The organism is Leisingera sp. NJS201 (assembly GCF_004535885.1).
Lineage (GTDB): Bacteria > Pseudomonadota > Alphaproteobacteria > Rhodobacterales > Rhodobacteraceae > Leisingera.
The window spans coordinates 4,282,467-4,294,850 of sequence record NZ_CP038234.1 but is presented as its reverse complement, the minus strand read 5'-3'; the positions used below and the strand labels follow the sequence as shown (position 1 = coordinate 4,294,850).

General features: G+C 61.8%; 10 protein-coding genes and 2 pseudogenes. 3 read left to right on the top strand and 9 right to left on the bottom strand.

Going from position 1 to position 12,384, the window contains the following annotated elements:
- Positions 1–104 precede the first annotated feature (104 nt).
- Both ETW23_RS21275 and ETW23_RS21270 read left to right on the top strand, forming a co-directional pair.
- Positions 105–455, top strand: a complete 351-nt coding sequence (locus ETW23_RS21275) for a GNAT family N-acetyltransferase (protein ID WP_254695093.1) — start codon at positions 105–107, stop codon at positions 453–455.
- Positions 448–1,905, top strand: a complete 1,458-nt coding sequence (locus ETW23_RS21270) for an aldehyde dehydrogenase family protein (RefSeq protein ID WP_134831175.1) — start codon at positions 448–450, stop codon at positions 1,903–1,905. The genes ETW23_RS21275 and ETW23_RS21270 overlap by 8 nt, the downstream gene beginning before the upstream one ends.
- A 155-nt stretch (positions 1,906–2,060) precedes the next feature.
- On the opposite strand, the gene pncB is transcribed toward ETW23_RS21270, so the two are convergent.
- The 3 genes and pseudogenes from pncB to pncA form a co-directional block, all read right to left on the bottom strand.
- On the bottom strand, positions 2,061–3,350 hold the full coding sequence (gene pncB, locus ETW23_RS21265; protein WP_134831174.1) for a nicotinate phosphoribosyltransferase: 1,290 nt from the start codon (positions 3,348–3,350) through the stop codon (positions 2,061–2,063).
- 62 nt (positions 3,351–3,412) lie between these two features.
- Entirely contained in the window at positions 3,413–5,680 is a 2,268-nt protein-coding gene (locus ETW23_RS21260; protein WP_134831173.1) for a PAS domain-containing hybrid sensor histidine kinase/response regulator, read from the bottom strand.
- A 74-nt stretch (positions 5,681–5,754) separates the two neighbouring features.
- Positions 5,755–6,350: pseudogene (pncA, locus tag ETW23_RS21255) on the bottom strand (bifunctional nicotinamidase/pyrazinamidase).
- 178 nt (positions 6,351–6,528) lie between these two features.
- Between pncA and ETW23_RS21250 the strand changes: the two are divergent.
- Positions 6,529–7,440, top strand: coding sequence for a rhodanese-related sulfurtransferase (locus ETW23_RS21250; protein ID WP_134831172.1), 912 nt, complete (start codon positions 6,529–6,531; stop codon positions 7,438–7,440).
- A gap of 81 nt (positions 7,441–7,521) precedes the next feature.
- Here the strand turns inward: ETW23_RS21250 and ETW23_RS21245 are convergent, their stop codons facing one another.
- The 6 genes and pseudogenes from ETW23_RS21245 to napE form a co-directional block, all read right to left on the bottom strand.
- Positions 7,522–8,190, bottom strand: coding sequence for a NapC/NirT family cytochrome c (locus ETW23_RS21245; RefSeq protein WP_134831171.1), 669 nt, complete (start codon positions 8,188–8,190; stop codon positions 7,522–7,524).
- Complete coding sequence (locus ETW23_RS21240) at positions 8,190–8,675, bottom strand: nitrate reductase cytochrome c-type subunit (RefSeq protein ID WP_129372418.1); 486 nt, start codon at positions 8,673–8,675, stop codon at positions 8,190–8,192. Before ETW23_RS21240 ends, ETW23_RS21245 begins: the two co-directional genes overlap by 1 nt.
- An 8-nt stretch (positions 8,676–8,683) precedes the next feature.
- Positions 8,684–11,182 carry a nitrate reductase catalytic subunit NapA gene (gene napA, locus ETW23_RS21235; RefSeq protein WP_129372419.1) on the bottom strand — a complete coding sequence of 833 codons (2,499 nt, stop codon included), beginning with the start codon at positions 11,180–11,182 and terminating at the stop codon, positions 8,684–8,686.
- Between the two features lie 52 nt (positions 11,183–11,234).
- Positions 11,235–11,456, bottom strand: a pseudogene (locus ETW23_RS26605) (chaperone NapD); the annotation flags it as partial.
- Positions 11,453–11,968, bottom strand: a complete 516-nt coding sequence (locus ETW23_RS21225) for a ferredoxin-type protein NapF (protein ID WP_134831170.1) — start codon at positions 11,966–11,968, stop codon at positions 11,453–11,455. The pseudogene ETW23_RS26605 and the gene ETW23_RS21225, both read right to left, overlap by 4 nt.
- Positions 11,969–11,980: 12 nt before the next feature.
- Complete coding sequence (napE, locus tag ETW23_RS21220; RefSeq protein WP_134831169.1) at positions 11,981–12,130, bottom strand: periplasmic nitrate reductase, NapE protein; 150 nt, start codon at positions 12,128–12,130, stop codon at positions 11,981–11,983.
- Positions 12,131–12,384: the final 254 nt, after the last annotated feature.

Below are 12,384 nucleotides of genomic sequence, written 5' to 3'. Positions count from 1 at the left end.
TGATCATGCCGCGGGAACAGGCCTTGCTGGCCGCTGCGATGGCGCCCTATTTCAAGGAGACAGCGCCGCACGCTGCGATCGATCCTACCGAGCGTGCAGGCCAGATGCTGCACCGCAAAGATGTGACCGCCTTCTGGCTGCGCAAGGACAGCACCCGCATCGGCTTTGCCATCGTGCTGAACCTGCCCGATGACCGGCGCGAATTGTCGGAGTTCTGCATTCTGCCGCAGCACCGCCGCCAGGGCTGGGGCCAGGAAGCCGCTTGCCTTATCCTGCAGGAGTTTCCAGGGCGCTGGCGCATGGGATTGTCGAAATCCTCGCGCCAGGCAGTGGCGTTTTGGGGCACATGCCTCAGCCTCCTTCCTGGCATCCGGGACTTGCGCGAGGGCGCGCCCTTCACCGGACATCAGATCAAAAGCTACACATTCGACGTTGCAGGAGCCCATGATGACTGACGCCTCCCCTCTCTGGTTCGATCCCGCGCTGTGCCTCATCGGCGGCGCTTGGCTTCCTGCCGCCAGCGGCGGAACCCTGCCTTTGGTGAACCCCTCGGACGGCAGCGAAATCTGCCGGATCCCCCGCGGCGGCGCGGCGGATATTGAAGCTGCGGTGCAGGCCGCAGATGCTGCCTTGGAGGGGGAATGGGGCGCGATGACAGCGCTGGAGCGCGGCCGCATCCTGACACGGATCGGACAGCTGGTGCTGGAACGGGTGGAGCATCTGGCCGCGCTGGAAGCGATGGACGTGGGCAAGCCGCTGTCTCAGGCGCGGGCCGATGCGCTGGCGCTGGCGCGCTACTGCGAATTCTACGGCGGCGCAGCGGACAAGGTGATGGGAGAGACCATCCCTTATCTGGACGGTTTCACCGTCTATACTCTGCGCGAACCGCATGGGGTGACGGGGCATATCGTGCCCTGGAATTACCCGATGCAGATCATCGGGCGTTCGGTGGGTGCGGCGCTGGCAATGGGCAATGCCTGCGTTCTGAAACCGGCCGAAGAAGCCTGCCTGACGGCACTGGCTTTTGCCCGTATCGCGGTTGAGGCCGGGCTGCCCGCCGGCGCGCTGAATGTGGTGCCGGGTCTGGGAGGGGAAGCCGGCGCGGCGCTGGCAGGGCATCCAAATGTGCAGCATATTTCCTTTACCGGCTCGGTGCGCACGGGCGCACTGGTGCAGCAGGCCGCAGGCGCCAATGTGGTTCCGGTGACGCTGGAGCTGGGCGGCAAGTCTCCGCAGCTTGTATTCGACGATGCGGATCTGGACGCCGCATTGCCGTTTCTTGTGAATGCAGGCATCCAGAATGCAGGCCAGACCTGTTCGGCCTCCTCGCGCATTCTGGTGCAGCGCGGGGTCTACGGCGAGGTGAAGGCGCGGATGGCAGATGCCTACCGTGACCTGAAGGCGGGGCCGGCAAAGGACAACCTGCAGCTGGGACCGCTGATCTCTGCCCGGCAAAAACAGATTGTCGAGAGCTATCTGGAGCAGGGCGCGAACCTGCCGGTTGCGGCCCAAGGCGCCATTTCCCCGCAGGCGCCGGAAACGGGTGCCTATGTCCGGCCCACTCTGTTTGCCGACGTGCCGCCGGATCATGCGCTGGCGCGCGAGGAGGTCTTTGGCCCGGTGCAGGTGCTGATCCCGTTTGAGACCGAAGAAGACGCCGTGCGGATTGCCAACAGCACCGATTACGGTCTGGTGGCCAGCGTCTGGACCCGAGACGGCGCACGGCAGATGCGGCTGGCAAAGCGTCTTCGGGCCGGGCAGGTGTTCCTTAACAATTACGGCGCCGGCGGCGGCGTTGAGCTGCCCTTTGGCGGTGTCGGGAAATCCGGCCATGGGCGGGAAAAGGGGTTTGAAGCGCTCTATGGGTTCTCGCAGCTCAAGACCGTGGCCGCCCATCACGGTTAGGCCCCGCTGCCGCAAGAGGTTTTGCGCCGTGCGTTGCACAATGCCCGGCAGGCCGCGCATCCAGCGTGGTCTGCCGGGCCCAAGGGGCGCCCTTGCTCTTCAAAGCAGGGGCAACGCGCGGGAGCCAGCCCGTTCTTTGCAGCGCAGGAAGAGAGTCAAACAATAACGTCCAGCCGTTCCTGAGAACCGACTCCGAACACTTGCTTGTAGCGCGCAATCTCCTTTGCAGGCCCCATTGCCTTTTCCGGATTGTCCGACAGTTTCACGGTCGGGCGGCCATTGGCGGCAACCGCCTTGCAGACCAGCGAAAACGGCGCCAGCGCGTTATCCTTCACCAGCCCGCGGAAGTCGTTGGTCAGCAGCGTGCCCCAACCAAAGGACACCTTGGTGCGGTCCGAGAACTGCGCGTGCAGGTCCTGGATCTGCTGCACGTCGAGCCCGTCGGAAAAGATCACCCGTTTCTCAGCCGGATCCTCGCCGCGGTCCTGCCACCAATTGATCGCAACCTCCGCGCCCTTGGCCGGATCGCCGCTGTCGATACGGATGCCGGTCCAGCCGGCCAGCCAATCGGGCGCACGGTCCAGGAAGCCTTGGGTGCCGTAGGTGTCGGGCAGGATGATGCGCAGGTTTCCCTCGTGCTCGTCATGCCAGTCGGACAGAACATCATAGGGCGCTTGGGCCAGCTTCGCGTCATCTTCAGCCAGCGCGGAATAGACCATCGGCAGCTCATGGGCATTGGTGCCGATCGCCTCCACTTCGCGGCGCATCGCGATGAGACAGTTGGAGGTGCCGGTGAATTTACCGCTCAGCCCCTCGTGCATTGCCTGCACGCACCAGTCCTGCCACAGGAACGAGTGCCGCCGCCGGGTGCCGAAATCGGCGATGGTCAGCCCGCCCACGTCCCGCAGGCGATCGATCTTTTCCCAGACCTTGGTCATGGCACGGGCATAGAGCACTTGCAGCTCAAACCGGCCCATGCTGTTGATCACCGCACGGCTGCGCAGCTCCATCAGCACCGCCAGCGCCGGGATTTCCCACAGCATCACTTCGTGCCATTTGCCCTCGAAGGTCAGCTCATACTGATCGCCCCTGCGTTCCAGATGATAGGGCGGCAGGCGCAGGCCCTCGAACCATTCCATGAAGTCAGGGCGGAACATCTGCCGCTTGCCGTAAAAGGTATTGCCGCGCAGCCAAGTGCTTTCACCGCGGCTGAGCGACAGCGAGCGGATGTGGTCGAGCTGTTCGCGCAGCTCGCCCTCGTCGATCAGCCGGGCCAGCGGCACCTGCGCGGAACGGTTGATCAAGGAGAAGGTCACTGTCGTGTCCGGCTTGTTGCGAAACACCGACTGGCACATCAGAAGTTTGTAAAAATCCGTATCAATCAGCGACCGGACAATCGGATCGATTTTCCATTTGTGATTGTAGACGCGGGTTGCAATATCCACCGGCAGCCTCGTGCATAAGGGTCACTGATTGATAGGATAGCGCGCCTGCAGGAGCAAGGAAATCAACCCGCGCGGCGGGCTTGTGCTTGCGGCGCCAATTGGCCCAGCACCTCCAAAAGCACACCCCGGTTGATCGGCTTGCTCATAAAGTTATCCATGCCGGCATCCAGGCAGGCCTTACGGTCAGACTCAAAGGCGTTGGCGGTCAGGGCCACAATGGCCGGCTGCGGGCGGGCCCTGGCCCGGATCATCCGGGTGGCCTCCAGCCCATCCATTTCCGGCATCGACATATCCATCAGAATGATATCGGGTGCAAAATCCTCAAAACGCGCCACTGCCTCGCGGCCATCCTTGGCAAAGGCCAGCTCTACCGGGACGGATTGCAGGAATTTTTCAATCAGCACCCGGTTCACCGCGTTGTCCTCGGCCACCAGAACCCGCAGGCCGTCCAGTGCGGGGGAACCGTCCGGATAAGCCGGTGCCGCGGGCGCCTTTTCGGGTTCGGGCTGAGGTGTTTGCAACTGCAGCCGCACCGTAAAACAGGACCCCAAGCCCGGTTCCGACGTGACCGTGATACTGCCGTCCATCGCTTCCGCAATGCGGCGGGAAATGGCCAGCCCAAGCCCAGTACCGCCAAAACGGCGGCTGATTGCAGCATCCGCCTGAGAAAAACGCTCAAACACCTTGCCAAGCTTTTCCGCGGCGATGCCAATTCCGGTATCTGCAACCGAGAACACCAGGTCGCGGCCTGTACCTGACGCCGCCGGTTCGGCATCCAGTGTCACCAGCACCCGGCCCTGATTCGTGAACTTGATCGCATTGCCGGTGAGATTCATCAGAACCTGCCGGATCCGCCGGTCATCCCCCCGCAGCAGGCTGGGCACACGACCGGTGATTTTCAGTACCAGCTCCAAATCTTTGGCGTCTGCCTGGGCCTGCAGCAGGCGGATGGTTTCCTCAAAACAGGCGTGCGGATCAAAATTGACCCGGCTGAGGTTAAGCTCCTCGGCATCCATTTGCGAAAAATCGAGCACATCATTAATCAGCGCCAGCAGGGTATCCGCCGAACTGAGGATGGTGTCTGTGTAAAGCGTTTGCTCTTCGTCCATGCTGCTTTCGCGCAGCAACTGGGCCATGCCGATCACACCATTCATCGGTGTACGGATTTCGTGGCTCATCGTGGCCAGAAAATCAGCCTTGGCCCGGGCGCCTTCCTCGGCGGCGATACGGGCCTGCTCCAGTTGCTGGGCATGTTCCTTGGCGGCGGTGATGTCCCGCTCCACTGCGATCAAGGTCTCCAGTTCGCCGGCAGCGTTCAGCATCGGCACCTGGCTGGTCTCGATCCAGACCAGCCGGCCGTCCTTGCAGCGGTTGCGGACTTCCACCCGCAGAGGGCGCGCATGGAGAACACTGTCTTGCAGCTGGCGGATTGTCTCAGCGTCCGTTTCGCCGCTGTTCAGCAGATCGCCGGGCAACTGACCCTGCGCTTCGTCAAAACTGTAACCGGTGATGCGGGTGAAACTGTCGTTCACCCAGGTGATGCGCCCGTCGCGGTCCATCAGCATCACGCTGTCGTTGGCGCTTTCAGCAACCAGCGCCAGACGCTTGGCCTCCATCTTCTGGTCGGAAAGCCGGACATAGGCGGCTTCCAGTTCCTCCTGCTGGAGCGCCTGAGACAGCAAAGCGCTGCGGGTCCGGCTGAAATTGCGCCTGACATAGGTCAGAAACCAGAAAAAGGAGGCATAAAGAACTGCCAGCCCTGCCAGATGAAGGAAATACTCAGGTGCCAGAACCGGGGTTCCAACGATCTCCACGGCCAGAAAGGCAACCGGCAGTACCGCATAGGTGACAAGTCTGGTTATGACTGCAAGCGGATGATACGGCAGCACCAGCCCGGCATTGATCGCCATCCCGGTAAGCAGACCGATTGTAAAAAGCGGCTCATTATGGGCGTGCGGCACCAATCCCGGCATTTCGACCCAGAACGGCACCGACGCGGCCGCGCCGAGCGCCAAGGCGTGCAAAAAGGCGGTCAGCGCCGTCAGCAGCCGCAGCCACCTTTCGCTCATCCCGCGGCGGACCAGATGGTCTGCCTGGCGCAGCAGAAGGCAGTCCGCAACATCCCCGGCAAGCGCAATCGCAAACGCCAGCAGCGAATAGAGCGATGGTACGACCAGCCCAAGAACGGCAAAGGCAAAAAACATGAACAACAGGCGGGCCCGGAACGCGCGGACACGGCCGCGGCAATAGCGCAACAGCAGCTCAAGCGAGCCGTATCGTTTTCTAAAGTTGGCCAGCGGTCCATTGCCGGTCCAGTCCGAAGTGTCCATCAATCAGCCTTGGCGTCTATCGGGGTGCCCGCACAGCATAGCAACGCCTTTATTAACATTTCGCCCCAATCTCCTTAAGATTGCAGGATTATGTTATTGCTCTCCATTCTCTCCAGCGCCGCCTGCAGCGATCCGTCCAGATCAATGGCGCGGCAGGCCGCCAGCTCAACCGTTACGGAAAAGCCAAGCCGCGCCGCATCCAGGGCAGTGAAGGCAACACAGAAATCAGTGGCCAGTCCAGCCAGGGTCAGCGCAGTGATGCCGCGGCTGCGCAAATACCCCTCCAGCCCGGTGGGGGTGGAGTGATCGTTCTCAAAGAACCCCGAATAGCTGTCAATCCCTGGCCGGAAGCCCTTACGGATGATCAGGTCGCCATCGGTGCGCAAACCCTTGCGAAATGCGGCCCCATCGCTGCCCTGCACGCAGTGATCCGGCCACAAAACCTGGGTGCCATAAGGCATATTGGTCGTTTCAAACGAGTTCTTTCCCGGATGCGAAGACGCAAAGGAGGAATGCCCCGCCGGGTGCCAGTCCTGGGTCAGGATCACGGCATCGAACCGGTCCATCATGGCGTTTACGGGGCCACCACCTCATCCCCTCCGGGCACGGCCAGCGCGCCCCCGGGGCAGAAATCATTCTGTACATCCACGACAATCAGAGCCTGGGTCATCGGCAATTCCTTTGCTGGGCACACAATATGTAGCGGCGGCGGCGGATCTTGGAAACTCCCGCCGGGCAGTCGCGAACCGGCGCAGCAATTAACATGCATCCAAAGCCCTTATTTTACTGGCTCATCGGCGGTGGCTCTTTCTCTTGAATTACCCGCGCCATGGTTCTAAGGGCGGGGTATGTACACAATTGCTGCCCTCTATCACTTCACCCGTTTCCCCGATCCCGCCGCGATCCGTCCGGCGCTGCTGGAGCTATGCCAGGCGCAAGGCGTCAAAGGCTCGCTGCTGCTGGCGCAGGAGGGGATCAATGGCACCATCGCCGGACCGCGCGCAGGTATCGATGCGGTGCTGGCCCATATCAAAGGCTTGCCCGGCTGCGCGGATCTGGACTGGAAAGAAGCCACCGCCGCTGAACCGCCCTTTGGCAGGATGAAGGTGCGGCTGAAGAAAGAGATCGTGACGATGGGCCAGCCGGACGTGGATCCGCTGGCATCTGTTGGCCATTACGTTGAGCCGGAGGAATGGAACGATCTGATCCGGCAGGACGATGTTGTCCTGATCGACACCCGCAACGATTACGAAGTGGCGATCGGCACCTTTGAAGGCGCGATTGATCCCATGACCGAGTCGTTCCGCGACTTTCCGGCCTGGTGGGAAAAGAACAAGGACCGCTTTCACAACAAGCGGGTTGCGATGTTCTGCACCGGCGGCATCCGCTGTGAGAAATCGACCAACTACCTGCTGGGCCAGGGGGTAGAGGACGTCTATCACCTGAAGGGCGGCATCCTGCGCTATCTGGAGGAAATGCCGCCGGAAAACAGCACCTGGGAAGGTGAATGTTTTGTCTTCGACAACCGGGTGTCGGTCGGCCACGGGCTGGTGGAAGGCCCGCATGAGCTGTGCCACGGCTGCCGCCGCCCGATCCTGCCCGAGGACAAGGCGCGCCCCGGGTTTGAGCAGGGCGTCACCTGCCATCAGTGCATCGATCAGACCTTGGAAGAAGACAAGGCGCGGTTCCGTGAGCGGCAGAAGCAGATGATGCTGGCCCGCAAACGCGGCGCGGATCATCTGGGCAGCATCCCTCTGTAAACCGCCGGACAACAGACACCAAAAAAGGCCGCTGCCCATCGAGGCAGCGGCCTTTTTAGTTGTTTGCGGGGGCTGGCAGCGTCAGTCGCTGCTCAGACCCAGATAGCTGCGGGTGCTGGCCAGCAGGCCTTCACCGTGGGCCGGGGCCAGCAGACCGGCATGATCTTCGCCTTCGGCGGCGCTCATGTCGGGCAGCTGGTGGGCGATGCCTTTGTGGCAGCTGATGCAGGTTTTTTCACCGGTGAACAGGAAGCGTTCATGCGCATCCGCAGCTCGTTTGGACTGGCGGGTGATGTCCATCGACTCGTCCGAGTGGCAGTTGCGGCATTCCAGCGAGTCGTTGGCCTCAAGCCGCGCCCATTCGTGCTGCGCCAGTTCCAGCCGGTGCTCCAGGAATTTCTCGCGCGTGTTGATGGTACCGAAGATCTTGCCCCAGACCTCCTTGGAGGCCTGCATTTTGCGGGCGATCTTGTTGGACCATTGATGCGGCACGTGGCAGTCCGGGCAGGACGCCCGCACGCCGGAGCGGTTGGAATAGTGGATCGTCGGCTTCAGCTCCTCAAACACGTTGTCGCGCATCTCGTGGCAGCTGGTGCAGAAGGCCTCGGTGTTGGTGACCTCAAGCGCGGTGTTGAAGCCGCCCCAGAAAATGATCCCCATCACAAAGCCGCCCATGGTCAGGAAGCCAAGCGAGAAGAAGGCGCTGGGGCGGGAGATGATCCACCACAGACGTTTTAAGAAACCCCACATCAGTCAGACCCGCCCTGTTTCGAGTGCACGTAGTCCAGCACCTGATCGACATCGACAAACTCGTTTTCAACCAGCGGCCGGGCATTGGTCTGCACGACGTGGCACTGGGTGCAGAAATACCGCCGCGGGCTGATCGCGCCCAGCGTCTGGCCCTCGCGGTTCATGAAGTGGGTGACCGAGATCATCGGCGCCTGGCTGACCTCAACCGCGGTGCGGCTGTGGCAGGTCAGGCACTTGTTGGAATTGAGATCCACCTGATAATTGTCGGTCTTGTGCGGGATCAGCGGCGGCTGATCCGGGTAGTTGCGCACCTGGCGGATGTCGGTGTTGACGATGCCGGGGATCTGGGTGGCTTCGCCCTGTTCACCCAGCGGCGCGTTGTTGCGCAGCGTGGCGACCTGATTCTGGGCAAAAGCTGGTGAAGCCATAAAGACCGGGGCCAGCAGGATCGGAGCGGCCAGGATGGCGAGACGGAGATGTTTCATGACGGGCCTCACACTGCTTCGATACGGACTGCGCATTTCTTGTAGTCCGTCTGTTTCGAGATTGGATCGGTGGCATCCAGCGTGACCTTGTTGATCAGCCGGCGCGCATCGAACCAGGGCACAAACACCAGACCTTTGGGCGGCTTATTGCGGCCGCGGGTTTCAACCCGGGTGCGGATTTCACCGCGCCGCGAGATGATCCGCACTTCGGTGCCGCGCCGGAACCCCTGGGCCTTGGCATCGTCCGGGTGCATGTAGCACAGCGCGTCGGGGACGGCCTGATACAGCTCCGGCACCCGCTGGGTCATCGAGCCGGAATGCCAGTGTTCCAGCACGCGGCCAGTGGCCAGCCATATCGGGTATTCCGCGTCCGGGCTTTCTGCCGGCGGCTCGTAGGGCAGCGCAAAGATCACCGCTTTGCCGTCGGGCTTGCCATAGAACTCGTAGTCCGAGCCCGGGGTCACATAGGGGTCTGAGCCTTCCTTGAAGCGCCAGCGGGTTTCCTTGCCGTCGACCACTGGCCAGCGCAGCCCGCGTTCCTCGTGGTAGCGGTCAAAGGGTGCCAGATCGTGGCCGTGGCCGCGGCCGAACTCTGCATACTCCTCGAACAGACCCTTTTGGAGATAGAAACCAAAGTCTTCGGATTCGTGGTTGCCGTACTCTTTGGCTTTCTCGGTCAGTTCAAACTGGTCAACCTTGCCGTTGGCAAACAGCACGTCGAACAGGGTCTTGCCTTTATATTCCGGGTTGGCGTCCAGCAGCTCGGCCGGCCAGACCTCATCGGTGGTGAAGCGTTTCGAGAACTCGGCCAGCTGCCACAGGTCGGACCTGGATTCACCCGGTGCATTGACCAGCTGGTACCAGAACTGGGTGCGGCGCTCGGCGTTGCCATAGGCACCTTCTTTCTCCACCCACATAGCGGCGGGCAGGATCAGATCGGCGGCCTCTGCGGTCACCGTCGGATAGGCATCCGACACCACGATAAAGTTGTCGGGGTTGCGGTAGCCCGGCAGCCCTTCCTCCATCATGTTGGGGGCGGCCTGCATGTTGTTGTTCACCTGCACCCAGTAGCAGTTGATCTTGCCGTCCTTCAGGTCGCGGTTCTGTTTCACCGCGTGGGAGCCGACCCAGCCGGGCACGGTGCCTTCGGGCAGATTCCAGATTTTTTCAGCAAAGGCGCGGTGTTCGGGGTTCTTCACCACCAGATCCGCAGGCAGGCGGTGCGAGAAAGTCCCCACTTCGCGCGCAGTGCCGCAGGCCGACGGCTGGCCGGTCAGCGAGAACGGCGAGTTGCCGGGGGTGGAGATTTTGCCGGTCAGCAGGTGGATGTTGTAAAGCAGGTTATTGGTCCAGACACCGCGGGTGTGCTGGTTAACGCCCATGGTCCACAGCGACATGACCTTGGTGTCGGGATCGGCATAAAGCTTGGCGATCTTCTCCAGGGTCTCGGCCGGAACACCGGACATTTCTTCAGCTTTTTCAAGCGTGTATTCGGAGACGAATTCGGCGAACTCCTCAAAGCTCATCGGCTCGGAGCCGCCTGCCTTGTCGTTGTTCTCGGCGGCCTGCTCCAGCGGGTGCTCAGGACGCAGGCCATAGCCGATGTCCTGATTGCCGCGGCGGAAGTTCACGTGTTTGCCGACGAAGTCCTTATGCACCGCATCATTCTGGATGATGTAGTTGGCGATGTAGTTCAGGATCACCATGTCGGTCTGCGGGGTGAACACCGCCGGGATGTCGGCCAGGTCGAAGCTGCGGTGGGTAAAGGTCGACAGAACCGCCACCTTCACATGCGGATGGCTGAACCGGCGGTCGGTGATGCGGGTCCACAGGATCGGGTGCATCTCGGCCATGTTCGAGCCCCACAGCACAAAGGCGTCGGCGTTCTCGAAGTCGTCATAGCAGCCCATCGGCTCGTCGATGCCGAAAGTGCGCATGAAGCCGCCCACAGCGCTGGCCATGCAATGGCGCGCGTTGGGGTCGATGTTGTTGGAACGAAAGCCCGCCTTCATCAGCTTGGACGCGGCATAGCCCTCCCAGACTGTCCACTGGCCGGAGCCGAACATGCCAATGCCCTCGGGGCCTTTTTCGGCCAGGGTCTTCTTCCACTTCTCGGCCATGATATCAAAGGCTTCATCCCAGGAAACCGGGGTGAACTCGCCTTCTTTGTCATATTCGCCATTAGTCTTGCGCAGCAGCGGCTGGGTCAGACGGTCGGCGCCATACATGATCTTCGAGAGGAAGTAGCCCTTGACGCAGTTCAACCCGCGGTTCACCTCGGCCTGGGTGTCGCCATGGGTGGCAACCACGCGGCCGGCCTTGGTGGCGACCATGATCGAACAGCCGGTACCGCAGAAACGGCAGGCCGCCTTGGACCATTTCAGCTCGGTCACATTGGCGTCGGTGACAAGGTTCTGTGCTGCCGCAGGGATCGGCAGGCCGGCGGCAAGTGCCGCAGCTGCGGCTGCCTGCGCCTTGATGGCGTCGCGGCGGGTAAGTCCGGTCATTGGGGACTCCTTCTTCAATAGCGAGATCCTGCGCATCGCAGGTTTGATGAAAGACAAGCGCCGCGCTGGCGACGCCGTCGAGAAGCTGAATTCTGGCCAAGGCATCGCCGATGACCCGGTCGCTTTCGGCCTCGAACAGGACGACGATCTTGCCCGAGGGGTCGGCTTGCGAAATCTCGGCGCCTGCCATGGATTTGATGTCGGCAAGGACGGCCTCCATGTGTACAGGGTTGCTGCGCACCAGCAGGCTGGAAATATGGATCTCTTCTGTCACGCGGGCGTCCTTTGCTGGCGGGGATCGCAGAGTGCGATGGCATTGTTGGGACAGGTGGACAGGCAGGCACCGCAGCCGGTGCAGGCGCCGGGATCCACCTGAATGGCGCCGACCGGGCGGACCGACAGGTCCATCCGAAGGGCACGAGGGTCGCAAATGTCGGTGCACAGCTGGCAGGCGATTCCGGCGGCATTCAGGCAACTGCTGGTGATCTCCGCCGTCACCGGCCAGGGCGCTGGCTGTGCCAGATCGAACACCGCTTGCGGGCAGGCTTCGGCACAGGCGCCGCAAAATGTGCATTCGCCACCGTGGAAACTGATCCGCGGGCGGCTGCGGCTGTCGAATTCGATGATGTTCTCCGGGCAACTCTCCACGCAGGCATTGCAGCCGGTGCACTGCGCCTGCACCCGGGCCTCATCCGTCCAGGGCGGACGGAATTCCGGATCCGGGCGGGCCACTTTCCCGGTCAGGAAGGCGCGCCGCGAGGGGGCTGTGCTGGCATGTGCTGGCATTGGCCTGGCCTCTTACCCGGCCGGCGGTCCCAGGAAGATCTGGGAGATCCAGATGACCAGGCCGTATCCGCCGACCAGTCCCACCGCCAGTACCGGCGCCAGAACCACGGCAAGGAACAGGAAGGTGCTCCGCTCTTCGGCTTTGCTTGGCTGTTCGGACATTTTTTGTCCTCCTTGGCTCGTACAAATGTAGCGCAGCAAGCCGGCCGGAAAAGGCCGCATCTGATTCCGGTTTTCTGAACAGTGCCGCGTCGCTGGCAGGAGAATGCGCAGGACGGCCGTACTGCACTTTGATCTGAATCATTTCCCGGGCGGTAGATTTGGCAAAACCAAACATTCAAACAATCGAAACTAACGATATCAATATTTCCAGAGCGCTTCCAACCGCGAACATCGCAATCCAATTTGGGACACGC

Coding starts and splice junctions, on each gene's coding strand:
- ETW23_RS21275 (WP_254695093.1), top strand. CDS start 105: ATGCTGCACCGCAAAGATGTGACCGCCTTCTGGCTGCGCAAGGACAGC.
- ETW23_RS21270 (WP_134831175.1), top strand. CDS start 448: ATGACTGACGCCTCCCCTCTCTGGTTCGATCCCGCGCTGTGCCTCATC.
- ETW23_RS21260 (WP_134831173.1), bottom strand. CDS start 5,680: ATGGACACTTCGGACTGGACCGGCAATGGACCGCTGGCCAACTTTAGA.
- ETW23_RS21250 (WP_134831172.1), top strand. CDS start 6,529: ATGTACACAATTGCTGCCCTCTATCACTTCACCCGTTTCCCCGATCCC.
- ETW23_RS21245 (WP_134831171.1), bottom strand. CDS start 8,190: ATGTGGGGTTTCTTAAAACGTCTGTGGTGGATCATCTCCCGCCCCAGC.
- ETW23_RS21240 (WP_129372418.1), bottom strand. CDS start 8,675: ATGAAACATCTCCGTCTCGCCATCCTGGCCGCTCCGATCCTGCTGGCC.
- napA (WP_129372419.1), bottom strand. CDS start 11,182: ATGACCGGACTTACCCGCCGCGACGCCATCAAGGCGCAGGCAGCCGCA.
- ETW23_RS21225 (WP_134831170.1), bottom strand. CDS start 11,968: ATGCCAGCACATGCCAGCACAGCCCCCTCGCGGCGCGCCTTCCTGACC.
- napE (WP_134831169.1), bottom strand. CDS start 12,130: ATGTCCGAACAGCCAAGCAAAGCCGAAGAGCGGAGCACCTTCCTGTTC.